Annotated in this window: 16 protein-coding genes; 7 read left to right on the plus strand and 9 right to left on the minus strand. The window is 70.9% G+C overall.

Features of this window, described 5'->3' with window-relative positions:
* Positions 1–214: 214 nt before the first annotated feature.
* The 3 genes from CLV56_RS08950 to CLV56_RS08960 all read left to right on the plus strand — a co-directional run bounded on the left by CLV56_RS08950 (position 215) and on the right by CLV56_RS08960 (position 4045).
* Positions 215–763, plus strand: a complete 549-nt coding sequence (locus CLV56_RS08950; RefSeq protein ID WP_039358496.1) for an SACE_7040 family transcriptional regulator — start codon at positions 215–217, stop codon at positions 761–763.
* A gap of 42 nt (positions 764–805) precedes the next feature.
* Positions 806–1336, plus strand: a complete 531-nt coding sequence (locus tag CLV56_RS08955; RefSeq protein ID WP_039358498.1) for a gamma carbonic anhydrase family protein — start codon at positions 806–808, stop codon at positions 1334–1336.
* 303 nt (positions 1337–1639) lie between these two features.
* Positions 1640–4045: an immune inhibitor A domain-containing protein gene (locus CLV56_RS08960; RefSeq protein ID WP_039358542.1), complete on the plus strand. Its 2406-nt coding sequence runs from the start codon at positions 1640–1642 to the stop codon at positions 4043–4045.
* Between the two features lie 83 nt (positions 4046–4128).
* Here the strand turns inward: CLV56_RS08960 and CLV56_RS08965 are convergent, their stop codons facing one another.
* Entirely contained in the window at positions 4129–5664 is a 1536-nt protein-coding gene (locus tag CLV56_RS08965) for an MFS transporter (RefSeq protein WP_100414714.1), read from the minus strand.
* Between the two features lie 169 nt (positions 5665–5833).
* On the opposite strand from CLV56_RS08965, the gene CLV56_RS08970 reads away from it, so the two are divergent.
* Positions 5834–6367 (plus strand): TetR/AcrR family transcriptional regulator, encoded by a 534-nt coding sequence (locus CLV56_RS08970; RefSeq protein WP_100414715.1) that lies wholly within the window; start codon positions 5834–5836, stop codon positions 6365–6367.
* A 149-nt stretch (positions 6368–6516) separates the two neighbouring features.
* Here the strand turns inward: CLV56_RS08970 and CLV56_RS08975 are convergent, their stop codons facing one another.
* On the minus strand, positions 6517–7140 hold the full coding sequence (locus tag CLV56_RS08975) for an IMPACT family protein (RefSeq protein WP_039358505.1): 624 nt from the start codon (positions 7138–7140) through the stop codon (positions 6517–6519).
* A gap of 234 nt (positions 7141–7374) precedes the next feature.
* On the opposite strand from CLV56_RS08975, the gene CLV56_RS08980 reads away from it, so the two are divergent.
* From CLV56_RS08980 to CLV56_RS08990, 3 genes are all read left to right on the plus strand, one after another.
* Positions 7375–9186, plus strand: coding sequence for a bifunctional metallophosphatase/5'-nucleotidase (locus CLV56_RS08980; RefSeq protein ID WP_211288024.1), 1812 nt, complete (start codon positions 7375–7377; stop codon positions 9184–9186).
* 107 nt (positions 9187–9293) lie between these two features.
* Positions 9294–12080, plus strand: coding sequence for an ExeM/NucH family extracellular endonuclease (locus CLV56_RS08985; protein ID WP_170224776.1), 2787 nt, complete (start codon positions 9294–9296; stop codon positions 12078–12080).
* Positions 12081–12260: 180 nt separating this feature from the next.
* On the plus strand, positions 12261–13538 hold the full coding sequence (locus tag CLV56_RS08990) for a cytochrome P450 (protein WP_039358507.1): 1278 nt from the start codon (positions 12261–12263) through the stop codon (positions 13536–13538).
* A 236-nt stretch (positions 13539–13774) separates the two neighbouring features.
* Here the strand turns inward: CLV56_RS08990 and CLV56_RS08995 are convergent, their stop codons facing one another.
* The 7 genes from CLV56_RS08995 to rhaS form a co-directional block, all read right to left on the minus strand.
* Complete coding sequence (locus tag CLV56_RS08995) at positions 13775–14350, minus strand: HdeD family acid-resistance protein (protein WP_039358509.1); 576 nt, start codon at positions 14348–14350, stop codon at positions 13775–13777.
* 455 nt (positions 14351–14805) lie between these two features.
* The gene (locus tag CLV56_RS09000) at positions 14806–15006 is read right to left on the minus strand and encodes a helix-turn-helix domain-containing protein (RefSeq protein ID WP_211288025.1); all 201 of its coding nucleotides are present in this window, start codon (positions 15004–15006) and stop codon (positions 14806–14808) included.
* Between the two features lie 25 nt (positions 15007–15031).
* Complete coding sequence (locus CLV56_RS09005) at positions 15032–16261, minus strand: alpha-hydroxy acid oxidase (protein WP_039358510.1); 1230 nt, start codon at positions 16259–16261, stop codon at positions 15032–15034.
* Positions 16258–17676, minus strand: coding sequence for a rhamnulokinase (locus CLV56_RS09010; RefSeq protein WP_100414717.1), 1419 nt, complete (start codon positions 17674–17676; stop codon positions 16258–16260). The genes CLV56_RS09005 and CLV56_RS09010 overlap by 4 nt, the downstream gene beginning before the upstream one ends.
* Before the next feature lie 10 nt (positions 17677–17686).
* On the minus strand, positions 17687–19735 hold the full coding sequence (locus CLV56_RS09015; RefSeq protein ID WP_039356408.1) for a bifunctional rhamnulose-1-phosphate aldolase/short-chain dehydrogenase: 2049 nt from the start codon (positions 19733–19735) through the stop codon (positions 17687–17689).
* Position 19736: 1 nt separating this feature from the next.
* Positions 19737–20915 (minus strand): L-rhamnose isomerase, encoded by a 1179-nt coding sequence (gene rhaI / locus CLV56_RS09020; protein WP_039356411.1) that lies wholly within the window; start codon positions 20913–20915, stop codon positions 19737–19739.
* A gap of 113 nt (positions 20916–21028) precedes the next feature.
* Positions 21029–22069, minus strand: coding sequence for a rhamnose ABC transporter substrate-binding protein (gene rhaS, locus CLV56_RS09025; RefSeq protein WP_039343715.1), 1041 nt, complete (start codon positions 22067–22069; stop codon positions 21029–21031).
* Between the last annotated feature and the right edge of the window lie 13 nt (positions 22070–22082).

The following is a 22082-nucleotide window of genomic DNA, read 5'->3' on the forward strand; positions in this document are numbered from 1 at the left end:
GAGCCGGTCACCGACATGTCCGATTCGTCCATTCCAATCAGGGTGAATTCGTGGCAGATTTCTCGCTGCACGCCTCATCCGCGCGGCCCCCGTGACGCGGAGAGGCGTTTCGTGAGCGGACCCGAGACCGCTCACGAAGAGGAGCGGCCGGCGGTCCCCACCGTCGGCCGCTTCGTTCCTTGGAGGACCGCCTTGCTCCTAGCATGGGGCCACGATGACGACGAGGCGTGAGCAGATCCTGACGACCGCGGCGAGCCTGTTCGCCGAACGGGGCTTCCACGGCGTCTCCGTCCACGACATCGGAGCCGCGTGCGGGATCTCCGGCCCGGCGCTGTATCGCCACTTCGCCGGCAAGGACGCGATCCTCGACCACATGCTCGTCGAGATCAGCGAGACGCTGCGGGAGGGCGGTCGGCGGCGAGCGGCGCAGGCCGGCGACCCGAAGGTCGCGCTGGACGCGCTGATCGACTTCCACATCGAGTTCGCGCTGACGAACCCGGCCCTCATCGTCGTCCAGGAGCGGGAGTGGCCGAACCTCGACGAGGACGCCCGTGAGCGCGTGCGCAGCCTCCAGCTGGACTACGTGGACACCTGGGTCGGCGTGCTGCGGGCCCTGCGCCCCGAGCTCGACCAGCGGACGGCCCGCGCCGCTGCGCAGGCGGCCTTCGGCCTGCTCAACTCCACGCCGCACAGCGCGCGCATCTCGCGCGACCAGATGGCGACGCTGCTCGCCGAGATGGCGCGTCGCGCGCTGCTGAGCTGAGCGCCGCGACCAGCCCCGCGGACGACGTGGCACGATCGGGGCATGACCGAGACCCCGCTGCTGCGTACCGTCCACGGAACCTCCCCGACGATCGATCCCGACTCCTTCGTCGCGCCGACCGCCGTGCTCTGCGGAGACGTTCACCTCGGTCCGCAGGCGTCGGTCTGGTACAACGCGGTGCTGCGCGCCGACAACGAGCGGATCACGATCGGCGCGGGGAGCAACGTCCAGGACGGGTGCGTCTTCCACGTCGACACGGGCAAGCCGGTCCACGTCGGCGAGCGGGTCTCCGTCGGCCACCGCGCTGTCCTGCACGGCTGCACGGTGGAGGACGACGCCCTGATCGGGATGGGCGCGGTGGTGCTGAACGGCGCACACATCGGTGCCGGCTCGATGGTCGCCGCGGGCGCCGTCGTGCTGCAGGACACGGTCGTCCCTCCCGGCTCGCTGGTGGCGGGGATCCCTGGCAAGGTCCGGCGCGAGCTCACCGACGCCGAGCGTGACGGCCTCACCACGAACGCCGCGAACTACCTCGCGCTGACGCAGGCCCACCGCGCCGCCACCGACGTCTGACCGGCCACCGACGGGTCCACCGGCGTGCCCGCCGGGTGGCACCAGATGCTTGCATGACGGATCACAACGATTTGGTGACGGAAGCCGCTGATCGTCCGTTGTTTCAGGCGAATCCTCAGTACTCCTCTTGGTTCTGACACATCGCGCAGCAGATTCTTCTCTAGCGCGTGACCCTGAACGCGTCTACGTTGTGTCCGGTGCGCGACGTGTGACCCCGGCCGCACCCCGGCCGTGCCCTCGACGTCGCCACCCGCTGAGACCACCGGTCCGGCGGCATCCGACTCGACAGAGGTGGAGAAGTACGTGAGACGACTGATCACAGCAGTCACGAGCGTCGGGCTCCTGGCCGGAGGCGGAGCGCTCAGCGTCGCCGCCGCGACCACGACCACGGCACAGCCGGCACCGGTCGTCGGTGCGGCGGACCGCGCACCGAGCGACCACGAGCTCCCGAACCCGCTGGAGGAGAGGCGCCGCGAGCTCCGCGAGGACGCGATCGCGTCCGTCCTGTCCGGCGAGGCCACGACCGTCACGAAGGACGGCACGACCGTCGCGCGCGTCGGTCGTTCGTACTCGCCGGCCGACGCCGCCGCGATGCGCAACGGCGACGACCGCCGTTCGGCCCGCCAGGCGAGCGCCAAGAAGCAGGCCCAGTACGTGGAGCTCGAGCAGGAGCGCGCCGACAAGATCTTCGTCGTGCTGGCGGAGTTCGGCGACGAGCGTCACCCGGACTACCCGGACGACGGCTGGGCCGACTACGACGAGAACGCCGTCGAGCCGCAGCGCTTCGACGGCCCGCTGCACAACGAGATCCCTGAGCCGGACCGGACGAAGGACAACACGACCGTCTGGCAGGCGGACTACGACCAGCAGCACTACCAGGACCTGTACTTCGGGACCGGCAAGAAGACCGAGTCGGTCAAGACGTACTACGAGAAGCAGTCCTCCGGGCGCTACACGGTCGACGGCACCGTCTCCGACTGGGTGAAGGTTCCCTACAACGAGGCGCGCTACGGCCGTACGGACGCCGGTGCCTGGTACCTCGTGCGCGACGCGCTGACCTCCTGGGTCGAGCAGCAGCAGGCCGCCGGCATGTCCGACGCGCAGATCGAGAAGACGCTGCAGTCGTACGACCAGTGGGACCGCTACGACTTCGACGGCGACGGCGACTTCAACGAGCCCGACGGCTACATCGACCACTTCCAGATCGTGCACGCGGGCGGCGACGAGGCCGACGGCGACCCGATCTACGGCTCCGACGCGATCTGGTCGCACCGCTGGTACGCCTTCGTCACCGACGCGGGCCTGACCGGCCCGCCGCAGAACCCGCTCGGCGGGACGCAGATCGGCGACACCGGCATCTGGGTCGGCGACTACACCGTGCAGCCGGAGAACGGCGGCCTGTCGGTCTTCGTGCACGAGTACGGCCACGACCTGGGGCTGCCGGACGCGTACGACACCTCCGGCCGCGGCGACAACTCCAACGAGTACTGGACCCTGATGGCGCAGAGCCGGCTGAACGACGCCGGTGAGCCGCTCGGCACCCGACCGGGTGACCTCGGCGCCTGGGAGAAGCTCCAGCTCGGGTGGCTCGACTACGAGGTCGTCGCCGCCGGGCAGAAGCGCACGCTCGACCTCGGGCCCCAGGAGTACAACTCCAAGGACGCGCAGGGCGCCGTCGTCGTGCTGCCGAAGAAGACCGTGTCGTTCGACAAGGGTGCCCCGGCATCGGGGGAGAAGCAGTTCTTCTCCGGCTCCGCGGACGACCTGAACAACACGATGTCGACGTCGCTGGACCTCTCCGGCGCGTCGTCGGCGAGCTTCACGGCTCAGGCACGCTGGGAGATCGAGGCTGGCTACGACTACGCGTACTTCCAGGTCTCGACCGACGGCGGATCGTCGTGGACCTCGCTCCCGGGCACGATCGACGGTGAGGACTACGGCACCGACACCTCGGGCTCGCCGGCGATCGACGGCGAGCACCCCGACTGGGGCGACCTCGTCGTGCCGCTGGACGCGTACGCCGGTCAGCAGGTCGACTTCCGGGTGCAGTACCGCACCGACGGCGGGGTCTCCGAGGCCGGCCTGTTCCTCGACGACATCGAGGTGACCGCCGACGGCGCCACCGTGCTGTCCGACGGCGCCGAGGACGGCGGGGCCGCGTGGACGTTGGACGGGTTCTCGATCGTCGGTGCGACGGTCACGCAGGACTTCGACAACTTCTACGTGATGGGGCACCGGTCGTACGTCGACTACGACCGCTACCTCGAGACCGGCCCGTACAACTTCGGGTGGGCCAGCACGAAGCCGGACTGGGTCGAGCACTACCGCTACGGCCACGGCCTGCTGATCTCCTACTGGGACACGTCGGTGGCGGACAACAACACCAACGTGCACCCCGGCACCGGTCGCAACCTGCCGATCGACGCGCACCCGCGCCCGATCATCAACATGGCGACCGGCGCTCCGTGGCGAGCCCGCGTCCAGGTGTACGACGCCCCGTTCTCCAAGCAGCGCGCGGACTCGATGACGCTGCACACGAACGGCAAGCCGAGCTACATCCGGGCGCAGGACCCGCAGCCGGTCTTCAACGACACGAGGAAGTACTGGTACTCCGAGCTGCCGAACCACGGGGTCAAGCTCCCCGCGGTCGGCGTCAAGGTGAAGGTGCTGAAGGAGAAGGGCACCAGCATGCGCATCCGGATCAAGTGATCGCTGGGGCGTGAACGGCGAGGCCCCCGGGACACGGCGTCCCGGGGGCCTCGTGCGTACGAGCGCTCCGTCGTACGAGCGGCTCAGCGGTCGGCGTCGCGCAGCGTCACCCACGACACCACGGCGGCCCCGAGCGCGACGACGATGGCCAGAGCCGAGGTGAGCTGCACGGCGTGGTCGAAGGCGAGCTGCGCCGAGGTCCGCACCGCGTCGGCCAGCCCCTCGGGAAGACCGCTCGCGAGGTCGACGGCGCCACCGAGCGTCTCGTGCGCGGCGGTGCGCTGCTCCGGCGTCCCGACGAGCGCGGGCACCGTGACACCACCTCGGTACGCCGCGGTGAGCACGCCTCCCAGGACCGCGGTGCCGAGCACCGCGCCGATCTCGTAGGCGGTCTCCGACAGCGCGGACGCCGCTCCGGCACGCTCGGCGGGCACGCTCGTGACCACGACGTCGTTCGTCAGCGTCTCGGCGAACCCGATCCCGATCCCCAGGACGGCGAAGGCGATGCCGATCGAGAGCGCGGTCGGCACGTCGCCGACGAACGCGGCGATCGCGTAGCCCGCGGCCGACAGGCCGAAGCTCACCGCCACCACGCTGCGCGTGCTGAAGAACCGGACCAGGCGCACTGCTCCGAAACCGGCCAGGATCGTCGCTGCCAGGCCCGGCAGCAGCACCACGGAGGCCTCCATCGGCGACAGTCCCACCACCAGCTGGAGGAACTGCGACGAGAAGAGCAGGAACCCGGTCAGCCCCATCAGGCTCAGCAGGTTCGCTGTCAGCGCGCCGGAGAACACGCGGTTGCCGAACAGGCTCACGTCGACGAGCGGGATCGGGCGGCGACGCTGGCGCCGCACGAAGGCGATGCCCGAGGCGACCGCGATCCCGAACGACCACGCGGCCGTCCCGGTGATGCCGTGCTCGGCGATCACCTTGATCCCGTAGACCAGCGGGAGCATCGCCGCCATCGACAGCACGATGCTGAGCGGGTCCAGCGGGCCGGGTGCTGGGTTGCGGGACTCCGGGAGGAGCCACAGTGCGAGCGGCACGAGGACCGCGACCACCGGGACGTTGATCCAGAACACCGCGCCCCAGGTGAAGTGCTCGAGCAACCACCCGCCGACGATCGGCCCCATCGCGGCCCCGCCGGAGAACGCCGCGGCCCAGGTCGCGATCGCGAGCCGGCGCTGCTGGCGGTCGACGAAGATGTTGCGCAGCAGCGAGAGCGTGGACGGCATCAGCGTCGCGCCGAACACGCCGAGCATCGCGCGCGCCGCGATCAGCATCTCGACGCTCGGGGCGTACGCCGCGGCGAGCGACGTGAGACCGAAGCCGACCGATCCGATGATCAGGAGCCGGCGCCGGCCGATCCGGTCGCCCAGCGACCCCATCGCCACCAGGAGGCCGGCGAGCATCAGCGCGTAGATGTCGACGACCCACAGCAGCTGCGTCCCGCTGGGGTGCAGCGCACCGCTGATGGCCGGCAGCGCGAAGCTGAGGACGGTGTTGTCCATGCTCACCAGGAGCACGGGGAGCATCAGGACGAAGAGCGCGGCCCACTGGCGAGCACCGGCTCGGGTCGGGCGCTCGTACGTGGTGGGCGTGATCGCGTCGGTGCTCATGGGCTTCCCCCTTCGGGTCGAGTCGCGGACGGTGGGCGTGACAGCACGCTCAGGTTAACCGTCCAGCCGGTACAGTTATTCCCGTCCAGACGGTACAGAGTCTCGATCGTGGCCACAACGGGATTTCCACCACACCGGCCGGACGGTGCGGGGTCGCTAGAGTGCTGCCATGCCCGCCCGCTCCGACGGCGCCACCACCCGCGACCGCATCCTGGACGCGTTCGAGACCCTGCTGGTCGACGGCGGGAGTCGCGTCGCCACGCTCGACGCCGTCGCCGCCCAGGCCGAGGTCTCCAAGGGCGGACTGCTCTACCACTTCCCGAGCAAGGACGCGATGGTCGAGGCCATGCTCGCGCGGCTGCAGGAGCGCGGCCGCACCGACGTCGAGAAGATGCGCTCCGCACCCGAAGGGCCGGTCGCGTTCTACCTCAACACCTCGGTCGACACCGGCTCGGACTTCGACCGCGGCCTGATCGCCGCCGCCCGGGTCGCGCAGGAGTCGGACGCGCGTGCACGCGAGACGCTGGCCGAGCTGCGCAACGGGTGGTTCGAGGTGCTGGCCGAGCACTACGGCGACAACGCGCTCGCCCGCACCGTCCAGCTGATCGGCGACGGGCTCTACTTCGACGACACCACCGGCCTGGCCCACGAGCGCTCGCTGGAGCACGTCCGCGACGTCCTCTCACGGATCGAAGCGATCTGAGGCAGCGACCGAGACTTCACGGCCACACCGGTGGTCGAGGCGCGAGCGACCGAGACTCCACGGCCACACCGGTGGTCGAGGCGCGAGCGCAGCGAGACTTCACGGCCACACCGGTGGTCGAGGCGCGAGCGCAGCGAGCGATCGAGACCCTAAGGCGCCCAGACCTCGTCGCCGACCTCGAGCGCGGCTGTTCCGGCGGTCAGCGCTGCCACCTGCGCGTCGAGCGCGTCGACACGACCGGGCGCGACCGCGACCTCGAACGACGCGTCGGCACCGTAGGTGACCCCGCGTACCGCGACGCCGCCCGAGCGCAGCTCGTGCTCGAGGCGGCCCGCATCGGCGTGACCGACCCTGACCCGCACCAGGACCTGCCGCTCCCGACGCAGCACGCCGGCGTCGTCGAGCGCGCGTGACGTCGCCTCGCCGTACGCCCGGACGAGACCGCCGGCGCCGAGCAGCGTCCCGCCGAACCACCGCGTCACGACCGCCACGACGTCCCGTACGCCCCGCTTGTCCAGCACGTCGAGCATAGGGGCGCCCGCGGTCCCGCCGGGCTCACCGTCGTCGTTGGAGCGCCGCAGAGCCCCCTCCGGCCCCAGCACGAACGCCGTGCAGTGGTGGCGCGCGTCCGGGTGCTGCGCTCGCGCGGCGGCGATCACCGCGCGCGCCTCGTCCTCGGTCTCGACCCGACGCACCCGTCCGACGAAGCGGGAGCCGCGGTCCTCGACGACGGACTCGCCCACGGATCCGGGCACCAGGTAGGCGTCGATCATCCCGCGGTGGGCTCCTCGGTCGTCTCGGGCGTGAAGCCAGCGATTGCGACCTGTCCGCCGAGCCGGCGGGCAGAGGTCACCGATGGCTGAGTACGGGAGGCTTTTCGTGGGTACCGACCCGTGAAGGAAGAACTTGTGGTCGCCCTGTAGCGCGTTCTTCACCTTCCTGACACTGTAGGGCTACGCGACCCAGGTTGAGTACGTCGCGATCCCGTCCCCCACCGAAGGAGCATGATGTCCCACCGACTCAGGAGGGCCGCGGCGGCCGCAGCGGTGGCCGGCGGCATGGTGGCAGCCACCGCCGTCGCCGCGCCGGCGATGGCGTCGCACGGACCGAAGAAGCCGCACAAGCAGCCGAAGCCCGACTTCACGCTGACGATCCTGCACAACAACGACGGCGAGTCGGCACTCCTGCCGAGCGAGGTCGACGGGGTCGAGTACGGCGGCATCGCCCGCTTCGTCAACGAGGTCCGCAAGGAGCGCCTGAAGGCCGGGATCTGGTCCTACAACTGGGGCGAGTCGCTGCGCCGCGGCGTCGTGACGCTCAACTCCGGTGACAACTTCCTCGCCGGGCTGACCCGCGAGGCCTCGAACGAGGCCGGGGTCGACTACGACGCTCTGGCCGTCCAGCAGGTCGGGTACGACGCGCTGGGGATCGGGAACCACGAGTTCGACTTCGGCCCGGAGACGTTCGCCTCGTTCGCGGAGGCGGTCCAGTCCGGCAAGGGTCTTCCGATGGTCTCCGCCAACCTCGACTTCTCGACCGAGCCGTCCACGGCCGACCTCGACCAGCTCGTGCCGAGCACGGTCATCAAGGAGCGCGGCGAGAAGATCGGCGTCGTCGGTCTCACCACGAACCTCCTCCGCTCGATCTCCTCGCCCGGCAACATCGGGATCGGTCAGGATCTGACCGGGATCGCGCAGACCGAGGTGGACAAGCTCACCCGCAAGGGCGTCGACAAGATCATCCTCGTCTCGCACCTGCAGGGACTGACGAGCGAGATCGAGCTCGCCGGCACCCTGACCGACGTCGACGTGATCATCGGCGGCGGCGGCGACGAGATCCTCGCCGACGACGGCGACGTCCTCGTCCCGGGTGACGAGGAGGAGATCTTCGGTTCGTACCCGCAGATCGCCACCGATGCCGACGGCACCGACGTCCCCGTCGTCACGACGCCGGGTAACTACCGCTACGTCGGCGCGCTTCAGGTCACGTTCGACAAGTCCGGCGACGTGATCGACATCGACGACGGCGACTCGGGCCTCGAGGTGGTCGACGAGAGCACCCCGCCGAGCCGTCGTGCGGTCCGCACGATCGAGGAGCCCGTCGCGGCGGCGCGCGCGGCCCTGGAAGCCCAGGTCATCGCGAGCAGCGAGGTCGTGCTGGACAACTCGCGTGCCGTCAAGCGCGTCCGCGAGGCGAACCTCGGCAACCTGATCGCCGACGCCCACCTCGCCAGCGCGTCCGAGGCCGCTGCCGACCTCGGGCTGTCCACCCCGCAGGTGTTCTTCATGAACGGCGGCGGCATCCGCGGCGAGGACCTGGACATCCCGGCCGGACCGCTCAGCGTCGCCGACACCTTCTCGATCCAGCCGTTCGGCAACTACCTGAGCGTCGCCGAGGACGTCCCGTTCGCCGAGATCCGCGCGATCGTCGAGAACGGCGTCGACGCCGGCGTCGGCGCTCAGGACGGTGGCTTCATCCAGGTCTCGGACGGCACCGAGGTGCTGATCAACCTGGACGGGACGGTCGAGAGCCTGGTCCTCGCCGACGGCACGGTCGTCGTCGACGGCGGGGTGACGCAGACGGGTACGGCGACGATCGCCCAGCTCAACTTCTCGATCACGGGCGGTGACGGTCAGCCCGACCTGACCGCGGTCCCCGGGGTCACGGTCACCCAGACCCCGGTCGGCGACCAGGTCTCGCTGCGCAGCTACCTGGAGTCGATCGGCACCGTGACCGCGGCCGACTACCCGCGGTCCGGGGAGGGGCGCATCCTCTTCAACAACCCGGGCGGCCCCGGTCAGGATCCCGCACTCGGGTGACGACCGACCGCCGCTGAACAACACGAGAGACGCACGTGACGCCCGAGGAGGAGTCACGTGCGTCTCTCGTTCCGACCACCTTCATCCCACCTCATCAGGAGGATCCGGTGTCCCATCGACCCAGGCGACGAACCCTCGCCCTCACCACCGTGGCCGCCGCGCTCGTCGGCGGCGTGCTGGGGACCAGCTCTCCGGCCGCGGCCGAGCCGGCCGACCATCTCGTCATCAACGAGGTCTACGTCAACGGCGGCAGCGCCGGCGCCGCGTACACCAACAAGTTCGTCGAGCTCTACAACCCGACCGCCGCCTCGATCGAGCTGGACGGGCTCTCGGTGCAGTACCGGTCCGCCTCGAGCTCGAACCCGCCGACCTCGGTGGTCGCCCTGACCGGTGACCTCCCGGCCGGCACCCACTACCTGGTCGGGGGAGGCAGCAACGGCGCCAACGGGTCCGCCCTGCCGACACCGGACGTCGCGTCGAACGGCTTCAACGTCGCGAACGGCGGCGGCACCGTCGTCCTGGCCGACACCACGTCTGCGCTCGACCCGCTGGCGACCGGCTCGGTGGTCGACGACGACCGGGTCATCGACCTGGTCGGCTGGGGCAGCTCCCAGACGTACGAGGGGTCGGCAGCTCCGGCGCCGAGCGCCACGTCCGACGTCCGCAGCCTGAACCGCACCGGCTACGCCGACACCGACGTGAACGCCGCCGACTTCACCCTCTCGGCGACCGGCGACATCACGCCCGTCGCCTGCGGCGAGGCGTGCGCCGGGGTCGTCGAGCCGCCTGAGACCGTCACGATCGCCCAGATCCAGGGCACCGGCTCCGCGAGTCCGCTGGCCGGCGACACGGTGATCACGAGCGGCGTCGTCATCGCCACGTACCCGACCGGCGGGCTCAACGGGTTCTACCTCCAGACGGCCGGCTCCGGCGGCGCCGACGACGCGACGGAGGGGGCGAGCGACGGCATCTTCGTCTTCGGCGGCGGCGCTGCCGCCGCCGTGGCGCCCGGCGACCACGTGACGGTGACCGGAGAGGTCTCGGAGTACTTCGGGCTGACCCAGCTGACACCGGGGTCGGCCAGCGACGTGGTGGTGGAGACGGAGCCGGCCGAGGCGGTGAAGCCCACCGTGATCGACGGTCCCGTCGACGCTGCGGGCCGCGAGGCCCTCGAGGGCATGCTGATCGATCCCGAGGGCTCGTTCACGGTCACGAACAACTACGCCACGAACACCTTCGGTGAGATCGGGCTCGCGACGGGCGACGAGCCGCTGTACGTCCCCACCGAGGTCGCCGCCCCGGGTTCGGACGCCCAGGCCGTCGCGGCACAGAACGCCTCCCGCCTCTTCACGCTCGACGACGCGTCGTCGGCGAACTGGACGGCGGGCGGCTCGGACACGCCGCACCCGTGGCTGACCGGGGTCGACACGATCCGCGTCGGCGCCGGTGCTGCGTTCAGCGACAACGTGGTGCTCGACTACCGCTTCTCGCTCTGGCGCTTCCAGCCGCTGACCCCGGTCACCGCGGACGGCGCGAAGCCGGTGGCCTTCAGCGGCGCGGCGCGGCCCGCGTCGCCGCCGGAGGTCGGCGGCGACATCACGTTGGGCACGTTCAACGTCCTCAACTACTTCACCACCACCGGTGAGGAGTACGAGGCGGCGACCGGGCTCGACTGCGAGTTCTATCCCGACCGGGAGGGCAACCCGACCACCGTCGACGAGTGCGACGGCGACGCGGGTCCGCGCGGAGCGTGGGACGACGCCAACCTGGCCCGTCAGGAGGCCAAGATCGTCGCCGCGATCAACGAGCTCGATGCCGACGTCGTGTCGCTGGAGGAGATCGAGAACTCGGTCAAGTTCGGCCACGACCGCGACGACGCCCTGGCGACCCTGGTCGACGCGCTGAACGCCGACGCCGGCGCCGGCACCTGGGCGTACGTCCCGTCGCCCGACGCGTCCGGTCTCCCGCCGCTGGCGAACCAGGACGTGATCCGCACGGCGTTCATCTACCAGCCCGCCTCGGTCGAGCCGGTCGGCGGCTCCACGGTCCTGGTCGGGTCGCCCGCCTACACCAACGCGCGCGAGCCGCTCGCCCAGGCGTTCCGCCCGGTCTCCGGGACCTCCTCGGACGAGTTCGTCGCCATCGTGAACCACTTCAAGTCGAAGGGTTCCGGGGTCGACGACGGCACGGGCCAGGGTCTCGCGAACCCGGACCGGGTCGCGCAGGCCGAGGCGCTCGTGACGTTCGCCGACGAGGTCGCCGCCGACGCAGGCACCGACAAGGTGTTCCTCACCGGCGACTTCAACGCCTACTCGCAGGAGGACCCGATCCAGGTCCTCCTCGATGCGGGCTACTCGGATCTCCAGGAGGACGCGGGAGCGGAGGAGACCTACCAGTTCGGTGGCGAGATCGGGTCGCTCGACCACGTGCTCGCCTCGCCCGCCGCAGCAGGCGACGTCACGGGGATCGGCGTGTGGTCGATCAACGCGATGGAGCCGATCGCCTACGAGTACAGCCGGTACAACTACAACGTGACCGACTTCTACTCGCCGGGCCCGTACCGCTCCAGCGACCACGACCCGGCGCTCGTCGGGATCGACGTGGCCGACCGTACGGCCAGCGACATCCGTGCGGTCGCGACGCCGGGGGTGGGGCGCTGGATCAGCCCGCTGGTGATCGCGAAGGTCACGCCGAAGGACGCGACCGGCACCGTCGACGTGCTGGCCGACGGCGAGGTCGTCGGCTCCGCGCCGGTCCGGCGAGGAGCGACGCTGATCGCACTCGACGGCAGCGCGCTGCCGAAGGGGAAGTCGGAGGTCGTGGTCCGCTACAGCGGTGACGACACCTACGCCCCGTCGGAGACGACGGTGACGGTGCGGGTCCTCGGCCACTGACCCGCTCCGTACGGCCCGCGGGCCCCGTCCGGCACCTCGCCGGGCGGGGCCCGTCCCGTTCTCCCGCGCCTCCCGGGCCGGGTGGTCGTGGGCGGCGACCCTGGATGTCGTCAGGGTCTCCCCTGAGATCGGGGAGCAACGCGTCGAATCGAACCGGCCGGGCGATATCGTGAGCGGACTATGCGCACCATCCCGTCCGACGTGAAGGCCTGGTTCGGCCAGCGGCTGCTGCTGCGCTCCCAGCGCGACGGCATCGACCTGTCGAAGCTGTCGTTCGTCCCGCGTCGGTGGTTGATGCCGCTGCGACGCGACGGGCTCGATCCGGTTCCCCAGCTCGCGCGGACCCGTGAGGTCGCACCGGTCAAGCGGCTCGCACGGCTGTTCGGGATGAACATCTGGCTCGTCACGGGCCACACCGAGACCCAGGCGGTGCTCGCGGACCGGACCCGCTACAGCAACGACATCCGTCCGCTCGTCGGCGAGGTCGGGGCCAGCGACGGAGACATCGGCGGGCTGGGATTCACCGACCCGCCCGAGCACACCCGGCTGCGCAAGCTGCTGACGCCGGAGTTCACGATGCGCCGGCTCGCGCGGCTCACCCCGAAGATCGACGAGATCGTCGACCACCAGCTGGACGTGATGGAGGCCAAGGGACCCGAGGTCGACCTGGTGGCCGACTTCGCGTTCGCCGTCCCGTTCCTCGTGATCTGCGAGCTGCTCGGGCTGCCCGACGAGTCGCGGGACGAGTTCTTCGCCCTCGGCTCGGCGCGGTTCGACGTCTCCCAGGGCGGGGTCGGGAGCTTCGGCGCGATCTCGGACTCACGCGTGTTCCTGATGGACGCCACCAAGGCGCAGCGCGACAACCCCGGTGACGGGCTGATCGGCAAGCTCATCGAGCAGGTCGGCGACGAGATCTCCGACTACGACCTCGGCGGTCTCGCCGACGGCGTGTTCACCGGGGGTCACGAGACCACCGCCAGCACGATCGCGCTCGGTGCGATGGTCCTGATGAACGACGGCGAGGCGCGTCGCCGCCTGATCGCGGACGCCACGTTCGCCGACGCCGTGGTGGAGGAGATGCTCCGCTACCTCACCGTCGTGCAGATCGCCTTCCCACGGTTCGCCAAGGAGGACCACGCGCTGTTCGGCCGCCAGATCCGCAAGGGCGACGTCGTCGTCTGCTCGCTGTCGGGCTCGAACCGCGACGGCCGGACCGGCGCCGACCTCGAGTCGTTCAACCCGCACCGCGACTGGCCCGTCTCCCACGTCGCGTTCGGGCACGGGTTCCACCGCTGCGTCGGGGCCGAGCTCGCGCGGATGGAGCTGCGCGCCGCGTACCCGAAGCTGTTCCAGCGCTTCCCCAACCTGCGGATGGCCTGCTCGCCGGCGGAGCTCCAGTTCCGTCAGCGGTCGATCGTGTACGGGGTGGAGCGCCTCCCCGTGCGCCTGTACGGCTGACCAACCCGCCGGTCGAGACCCGCCGGTCGAGGCGCGAGCACAGCCTTGTCCGCCGGTCGAGGCGCAGCGCAGCCTTGTCCGCCGGTCGAGGCGCGAGCACCGCCTTGTCCGCCGGTCGAGGCGCGAGCACCGCCTTGTCCGCCGGTCGAGGCGCGAGCGCAGCGAGCGATCGAGACTCCCGGACGGCACGACGCCCCGCGGCCCTGGTCGCAGCGCGGGACGTCGGCGTCGTGGGGTCAGGCCAGGTCGAGCTCCTTCGCGGCCTTGCGGACGTAGATCGCCGTGATCAGCCAGACCGCGCCCATCAGCAGCGCGTAGATCCCGATCAGGACGATCAGGGTGGTGAATCCGAGGTCCGGCCACACGAACAGCAGCACGGCGAAGAGGATCGAGAAGATCCCGGAGGCCAGCAGCCAGCCCCAACCGCTTCCCGGGACCTCACGGATCCGCACGGCACCCGAGATCTCGAGCACGCCGATCATTGCGGACCAGAACGCCACCACGAGCACCAGCGCCAGTGCGACCGCCTCGGGCGCCCGGAACGCGATCAGGCCGGCGGCGATCCCCAGCGCGCCTTCGAGCAGCAGCCAGCCCCAGGCGCGCCCGCGCCCGGTGAAGATCCCCGCGAGCGCGAAGATGCCGTCGAGCAGAGCCCAGATGCCGAAGAGCACGATGATGACCTGCGCGGTCTTGTCCGGCCAGACCAGCGCGACGATGCCGAAGGCGATCGCGATGATCGCGCGCAGCAGCACGACCCACCACGCCGTCTTGAACGCGGACCTCAGCGGCTCCGTCGCGACGACGTCACTCATGGCTGCTCCTGCACTCGCTCCGACCGGCGGACGCCGGCTCCTTGACGGCGAGCGTAGGAGTCCAGGCGTCCCGCGTCGCGTGCTTCCGCGGCGTGTCGCCGGATCGCCGGCGCCATCCCACTCAGCGCCCGATCGCCGGCGCCATCCCACTCAGCGCCGGATCGCCGGCGCCATCCCACTCAGCGCCGGATCGCCGGCGCCATCCCACTCAGCGCCGGATCGCCGGCGCCACCTGGCAACGCAGACCCGCACCTGGCTAGGGAAACCATCACAGCCAGGTGTCGGTCTACCCAGCCGGCTGGGGAGACCGCCCGCGCCCGTACGCCCGATCGCCGGCGCCACCTGGCAACGCAGACTCGCACCTGGCTGGGGAAACCACCACAGCCAGGTGTCGGTCTACCCAGCCGGCTGGGCAGACCGCCCGCGCCCGTACGGAGGGTCGCCGGGTGGGGCGCCTACACCAGGCCGTGGCGAACGGCCCAGACGACGGCCTCGATCGTGGTGTCGACGCCGAGCCGATCGGCGACCAGGCGGAGCCGGCGGCGTACCGTCCGCTCGGACACGTCGAGCCGACGTGCGATCGCCTCGACCGTCTCGCCTCGCGCCACGTCGCCGAGGATCTCCAGATCCATCGGCTCGATCTCGCTCTCGGTCACGACCACGAAGCCCCCCGGCCCGGCCTCAGCGCCGCGGGATCAAGCGCTGGAGCTGCGTGACGTGCCCCGGCTCGAGCTCGGCGGTGCTTCCCACCCCGAGCAGTCGCATGGTGCGCTCGATCTCCGAGCGCAGGATCTCGATCGTGCGGTCCACACCCGGACGACCCCCGGCCATCAGCCCGTAGAGGTAGGCGCGACCGATCAGCGTGAAGTCGGCACCGTGCGCCAGGCTCGCGACGACGTCGGCGCCGGACATGATCCCGGTGTCCAGCCAGACCTCGCAGCCGTCACCGACCTCGGAGACCACCGACGGCAGCAGATGGAACGGGACGGGAGCGCGGTCGAGCTGGCGGCCGCCGTGGTTCGACAGGATGATCGCGTCCACACCGGCCTCGGCGAGCCGTGCCGCGTCCGCGACGGTCTGCACGCCCTTGACGACGAGCTTGCCCTCCCACTGGGTACGGATCCACGCGAGGTCCTCGTACGTCACCGTCGGGTCGAACATCGTGTCCAGGAGCTGGCCGACGGTGCCGGACCACGAGTCGAGGGACGCGAACGCGAGCGGCTCGGTCGTGAGCAGGTTGAACCACCACGCCGGCCGCGGGATCGCGTCGACGACGTTCCGCGGCGTCAGCGTCGGGGGGATCGTCATCCCGTTGCGGGTGTCGCGCCGCCGCGCCCCTGCGACCGGGACGTCGACGGTCACGACCAGCGCCTCGTACCCGGCCTTCGCGGCACGGTCGACCAGCGCCATCGACCGGTCGCGGTCCTTCCACATGTAGAGCTGGAACCAGTTCCGCCCGTGCGGCGCGGTCGCCGCCACGTCCTCGATCGAGGCGGTGCCCATCGTCGACAGGGTGTACGGGATGCCGGCCGCCTGGGCGGCTCCCGCGCCGGCGTACTCGCCCTCGGTCTGCATCAGGCGGGTGAAGCCCGTCGGCGCGATCCCGAACGGAAGCTCGGAGCGCACGCCCAGCGGTGACGCGGACACGTCGACCTTCGAGACGTCCCTCAGGATCGCCGGGTTGAGCTCGACGTCGCGGAACGCCTGGCGAGCGCGAGCGAGCGAGAGCTCCTCCTCCGCGGCCCCGTCGGTGTAGTCGAAAGCGGCCTTCGGCGTACGACGCTTCGCGACCGCCCGCAGGTCGGCGATCGTCAGGGCCGAGGCGAGCCGTCGCCTCCTCGGGCTCAGCACCGGCCGCTTGAACTTCATCAGCGGTCCCAGGTCGTGCCAGCGGGGTACGCGTCGCCTCATCGTGTCGCCTCTCGGGTCGGTCGGGGGTCGAATCGTCGGGGTGTCCATGCTGCGCCGATCCGGGCGCGCAGGCTCTCCAGGTCCCCGCTCAGAGCGCCGAGCGTACGCGCCTGGACCAGCACGTTGCCGAGTGCCGTCGCCTCCTCCGGCCCCGCCAGGACGGGCAGTCCGAGACGGTCCGCCGTGAGCTGGCAGAGCAGCGCGTTGCGCGATCCGCCGCCGACCACGTGCACCACGGAGACGTCCACGCCGGACAGCTCCGCGGCGCTGCGCACCGTACGGGCGAAGGCCTCGGCGAGGCTCTCCAGGATGCTCCGAGCGAACTCGGCGCGGGTGGTCGGTGCCGGCACGCCCTGCTCCGCGCAGACCTCGGCGATCCGGGCGGGCATGTCGCCCGGCGGGAGGAACCGAGGGTCGTCCACGTCGAAGACCGGCACTGTCGCGGTGACCGCCTCCGCGGCCGCGAGCAGCTCACCCAGGTCGACGTCCGTGCCCGACTCGCGCTCCCAGGTCCGGATCGTCTCGCTCAGCACCCACAGGCCCATCACGTTGTGCAGGAAGCGGATCCGTCCGTCGACACCGCCCTCGTTCGTGAACCCGGCGAGGCGCGCCTGCTCGGTCACCACCGGCCGCTCCAGCTCGACGCCGACCAGACCCCACGTCCCGCACGAGACGTACGCGGCGCTGCCGGCGTCCATCGGCACGCCGACGACCGCCGACGCGGTGTCGTGGGAGCCGACGGTCGTGACCGCCGGGCGGATCCCGACGAGCTCGGCGACCTCCGGCCGCAGCCCGCCCAGTCGGGTGCCGGGCTCGACCAGGTCGGGCAGGGGCAGGGAGCCCAGCCCGACCCGGTCGAGCAGGTCGCGGTCCCAGGTCCGACGATGCACGTCGACGAGCCCGGTCGTCGATGCGTTCGTCGCCTCCGCCCAGCGGCTGCCGTTCAGCCACCAGGTCAGCAGGTCGGGGACCAGCAGCCACGCGTCCGCCGTCGCGACGAGGTCGTCGACCGCGAGCTGGAAGACCGTGGTGAACGGGAGGTGCTGGAGTCCGTTGCGGCGGTAGAGCTCCGCCGGGTCGACCAGGGCGTGCACCTTCTCCACGCCGGCGACGGTGCGCTCGTCGCGGTAGTGGAACGGCGCCGAGACCAGGTGGTCGCCGCGGAGCAGCCCGTAGTCGACCGCCCACGAGTCCACCGCCACACCGTCGACGGCGTGGCTGCGTCCGGCGGTCCGCAGGCCGTCCAGGATCTCGCGGTACAGCGCGAGGACGTCCCAGTGGAGCCCGTCGGGCGTGCGCACCGGGTGGTTGCCGAACCGGTGGACGACCTCGAGGTCGATCCGGTCCGGCGCGACGTGGCCGAGGATCACCCGACCGCTCGTCGCCCCCAGGTCGACCGCTGCCAGCACGGACACCGCAGCCCCCTCAGCGCAGGAACGCGGCCGCGACGCCGGCGTCGACCGGCACGTGCAGACCGGTCGTGTGGGTCAGGTCCGGGCTGCACAGCACGAACACGGCGTTGGCGACGTGCTCCGGGAGCACCTCGCGCTTGAGGAGCGTGCGCTGGGCGTAGAACTTGCCGAGGTCCTTCTCCTCCACGCCGTAGACCGCGGCCCGCTTCGCACCCCAGCCGCCGGCGAAGATGCCGGAGCCCTGCACGACGCCGTCGGGGTTGATGCCGTTGACCTTGATCCCGTGCTCGCCGAGCTCCGCCGCGAGCAGCCGCACCTGGTGCGCCTGGTCGGCCTTCACCGCAGAGTACGCGATGTTGTTCGGGCCGGCGAAGATCGCGTTCTTCGAGGCGATGTAGACGATGTCACCGCCGAGACCCTGCTCGATCAGCACGCGGGCCGCCTCGCGCGAGACCAGGAACGAGCCCTTCGCCATCACGTCGTGCTGGCGGTCCCAGTCGGCCTCGGTGGTCTCCAGCAGCGGCTTGGAGATCGACATGCCGGCGTTGTTGACGACCAGGTCGAGACCGCCGAACGCGAGCACCGCCGCGTCGATCGAGGCCTTGACCGCGTCCGCGTCGCTGACGTCCGCGCCGACGCCGACGGCGACGTCGGGCCCGCCGATCTCGGCGGCCGCCTCCTGGGCCTTCGCGGGATCCAGGTCGGCGATCACCACGCAGGCACCCTCGGCGGCGAGCCGCTGCGCGATCGCCTTGCCGATCCCCGACGCGGCTCCGGTCACGAGCGCGATCCGCGTGGCGAGCGGCTTGGGCTTCGGCATCCGCGCCAGCTTCGCCTCTTCGAGCGCCCAGTACTCGATCCGGAACTTCTCCGACTCGTCGATCGGGGTGTACGTCGACAGGCCCTCGGCGCCACGCATCACGTTGATCGCGTTGACGTAGAACTCGCCCGCGACCCGTGCGGTCTGCTTGTCCTTGCCGTAGGAGAACATCCCCACGCCGGGGACCAGCACGATCAGCGGGTCTGCGCCACGCATCGCCGGCGAGTCGTCGTCGGCCCAGCGCTCGTAGTACGCCGCGTAGTCGGCGCGGTAGGCCTCGTGCAGCTCACGCAGCCGGGCCTGGCAGTCCTCGACCGACGCGTCCGCGGGCAGATCGAGCACGAGCGGCTTGACCTTGGTGCGCAGGAAGTGGTCCGGGCAGCTCGTCCCCAGCTCCGTGAGCCGGGTGTGCTCCGCGCGGGCGAGGAAGTCCAGCACGACGTCGGAGTCGGTGAGGTGGCCGACCATCGGCCGGTCGGTCGACGCGATCGAGCGGATCGTCGGCGCCAGCGCGGCCGCCTTCGCCCGGCGCTGCGCCTCCGGCAGCGCGCCGTACCCCTCGAGCAGAGCCCCGAACGGCTCGGCCTTCGCGTGCTCGTCGATGTACGCCTGCGCGGTCGTGATGATCCAGCGCGAGTTCTGCTCGCAGGCGTCGCTGGTGTCCCCCCAGGCGGTGATGCCGTGGCCGCCGAGGATGCAGCCGATCGCCTGCGGGTTCTTCTCCTTGATCGCGGCGATGTCGAGCCCGAGCTGGAAGCCGGGGCGGCGCCACGGCACCCACACGACCTTGTCGCCGTAGATCCGCTCGGTCAGCGCCTCGCCGTCGGCGGCGGTCGCGATCGCGATCCCGGCGTCGGGGTGCAGGTGGTCCACGTGAGCGGAGTCGACGAGGCCGTGCATCGCGGTGTCGATCGACGGCGCCGCACCGCCCTTGCCGTGCAGGCAGTAGTCGAACGCGGCGACCATCTCGTCCTCGCGCTCCACGCCCGGGTAGACGTTCACCAGGGCGCGCATCCGGTCCAACCGCAGCGCCGCCAGACCGGCCGGCTTCAGGGTGCCGAGGTCGCCGCCGGAGCCCTTGACCCAGACCAGCTCGACCGGGTCGCCGGTCACCGGGTCGGTCTCGGTGCCCTTGGCGGAGGTGTTGCCCCCGGCGTAGTTCGTGTTCGTCGGGTCCGCACCCAGTCGGTTGGACCGTGCGATCAGCTCGTCGACCGTCGCGTTGATCGTGCCCTGCGTCATGTCAGCTCCACCCTGCCTGCGTCCCGCCGACGCGCTCGTTCTCGATCTGGCTCTGGTAGCCGCTCTCGGCGTAGGCCCGCATCGGGTCCGCCGGGAGCCCGCGCGACTCGCGCCACGCGGCCAGGTCCGCCCGGACGTCGGTGTAGAACGCGTCCATCAGGACCTCGTTCGCGCCGAGCACGTCACCGGTGTCCTGCGCGGCGCCGAGCGCCTCGCGGTCGAGCAGCAGCGCGCGGGCGGTCATCTCCTGCACGTTGAGCACCGACCGGATCTGCCCCGGGATCTTCTTCTCGATGTTGTGGCACTGGTCGAGCATGAACGCGACGCCGCTGTGCCCGTCGGGGTTGGCCGGGCCGTACCCGCCGCCACGGATCACCTCGACGATGATCCGGAACAGCTGGAACGGGTCCGCCGCCCCGACGATCAGGTCGTCGTCGGCGTAGAAGCGGCTGTTGAAGTCGAACGAGCCGAGCTTTCCGAGCCGCAGCAGCTGGGCCACGATGAACTCGATGTTCGTGCCCGGCGCGTGGTGGCCGGTGTCCAGGCACACCATCGCCCGGTCGCCGAGCGCGGCGACGTGGGCGTACGAGGTGCCCCAGTCGGGCACGTCGGTGTGGTAGAACGCCGGCTCGAAGAACTTGTACTCGAGCACGAGGCGCTGGTCGTCCGACAGCGCGGCGTAGATCTCCGCCAGCGCGTCGGCGAGCCGGTCCTGGCGGGAGCGGATGTCGTCCTGGCCGGGGTAGTTGGTCCCGTCGGCGAGCCAGACCTTGAGGTCCCGCGAGCCGGTCGCGTCCATGATCTCGATGCAGTCCAGCGCGTGCCGGACAGCCTTCTTGCGGATCGCGGCGTCGGGGTGCGTGAGGCTGCCGAGCTTGTAGTCGTCGTCCTGGAAGGTGTTGGTGTTGATCGTGCCGAGATCCACCCCGAGCCCGTTCGCGTACGCCTTGAGCGCGGCGTAGTCGTCGACCGTGTCCCACGGGATGTGCAGCGCGACGGTGGGGGCGAGCCCGGTGAGCTCGTGCACCTTCGCGGCGTCGGCGATCTTCTCCTCGACCGTGCGGGGCACGCCCGGCTGGCCGAACACCTTGAACCGGGTGCCGGAGTTTCCGAACGCCCAGGACGGGAGCTCGATGGCCTGGCCTTCCAGCCGGCTCGCGATTGCGTCAAACTTCGTCATGTCTCTGCTGCTTCTCGTCCGTCGTCAGTGGGTCCGGGGGTGGTGGAGGCCGGGGCGGGGGCACGTGTGAGGGCACGTGCCCCCGCCGATCGACGATGTCGAGCCGGGTCGGCTCAGAAGTTGAAGTCGTCGATGTTGTCGGCGTTGAACACCGTCGGGTCGCCCAGCAGGACCACGCCGTCGGCGCCGACCTCGTAGTCGCCGAGGTCGCCCGCCTCGAAGGTGTCGCCCTCCTCGCCAGTGATGTCGCCGTTGATCAGCGCGGCCGAGGTGTAGGCGGTCAGGTAGCCCAGCTCCTCGGGGTTCCAGAGCGCGAAGGACTCGACCGTCCCGTCCTTGATGTACTCACGCATCTGGTCCGGGGTGCCGAGACCGGTCAGCGCGACCTTGCCCTTGTACTGCGAGGTGGACAGGTAGCGGGCGGCCGCCGCGATGCCGACGGTGGTCGGCGAGACGATGCCCTTGAGCTGCGGGTAGGTCTGGAGCAGCGCGGCGGTCTTGTCGAACGACGTCTGGTCGTCGTCGTCGCCGTACGCGACCTCGACGAGCTCGATGTTCGGGTGGTTCGCCGCGAGGTCCTCCTCCATCAGCTCGATCCACGCGTTCTGGTTCGTCGCGTTGGCGCTCGCCGACAGGATCGCGATCTGGCCCTCGTCGCCGATCTGCTCGGCGATCAGCTCGACCTGCTTGGTCGCGATGCCCTCGGCGTCGGCCTGGCTCACGAACACGTCGCGGCACTCCGGGTTGGTGTCGGAGTCGAACGTGACGACGTACGTGCCGGCGTCGCGCGCCTCGTCGAGCGCGTCGCAGATCGCCTCGGGGTCGTTCGCCGAGACGGCGATCGCGCCGACGCCCTGCTGGGTCAGGGTGTTGATGAAGCTGACCTGGGAGTCCGGCGTCGCCTCGGCGGGACCGACCTCCTTGAACTCGCCGCCCAGCTCGTCCATGGCGGTCTCGCCGCCGGTCGAGGAGGCGTCGAAGTACGGGTTGCCGAGGTTCTTCGGCAGGAAGGTGACGGACAGGTTGCCGTCGCCGCCGCCGTCACCGCCGTCGCCGGAGTCGTCGCCGCCGCACGCGGAGACCGCGAGCGACAGGCTCAGAGCAGCAGCGGCGAGGGGGACGACCCGGCCGCGTCGCGTGAACGTCAGGGACATGAGCTTCTCCATT

The organism is Mumia flava, assembly GCF_002797495.1.
GTDB lineage: Bacteria > Actinomycetota > Actinomycetes > Propionibacteriales > Nocardioidaceae > Mumia > Mumia flava.

Excerpts from the sequence above, each read along its gene's own strand:
- rhaS (WP_039343715.1), bottom strand. The coding sequence starts at position 22,069 with ATGTCCCTGACGTTCACGCGACGCGGCCGGGTCGTCCCCCTCGCCGCT.
- CLV56_RS08955 (WP_039358498.1), top strand. The coding sequence starts at position 806 with ATGACCGAGACCCCGCTGCTGCGTACCGTCCACGGAACCTCCCCGACG.
- rhaI (WP_039356411.1), bottom strand. The coding sequence starts at position 20,915 with ATGACGAAGTTTGACGCAATCGCGAGCCGGCTGGAAGGCCAGGCCATC.
- CLV56_RS08970 (WP_100414715.1), top strand. The coding sequence starts at position 5,834 with ATGCCCGCCCGCTCCGACGGCGCCACCACCCGCGACCGCATCCTGGAC.
- CLV56_RS08975 (WP_039358505.1), bottom strand. The coding sequence starts at position 7,140 with ATGATCGACGCCTACCTGGTGCCCGGATCCGTGGGCGAGTCCGTCGTC.
- CLV56_RS08990 (WP_039358507.1), top strand. The coding sequence starts at position 12,261 with ATGCGCACCATCCCGTCCGACGTGAAGGCCTGGTTCGGCCAGCGGCTG.
- CLV56_RS08965 (WP_100414714.1), bottom strand. The coding sequence starts at position 5,664 with ATGAGCACCGACGCGATCACGCCCACCACGTACGAGCGCCCGACCCGA.
- CLV56_RS09005 (WP_039358510.1), bottom strand. The coding sequence starts at position 16,261 with ATGAGGCGACGCGTACCCCGCTGGCACGACCTGGGACCGCTGATGAAG.
- CLV56_RS08995 (WP_039358509.1), bottom strand. The coding sequence starts at position 14,350 with ATGAGTGACGTCGTCGCGACGGAGCCGCTGAGGTCCGCGTTCAAGACG.
- CLV56_RS08950 (WP_039358496.1), top strand. The coding sequence starts at position 215 with ATGACGACGAGGCGTGAGCAGATCCTGACGACCGCGGCGAGCCTGTTC.
- CLV56_RS08980 (WP_211288024.1), top strand. The coding sequence starts at position 7,375 with ATGTCCCACCGACTCAGGAGGGCCGCGGCGGCCGCAGCGGTGGCCGGC.
- CLV56_RS09015 (WP_039356408.1), bottom strand. The coding sequence starts at position 19,735 with ATGACGCAGGGCACGATCAACGCGACGGTCGACGAGCTGATCGCACGG.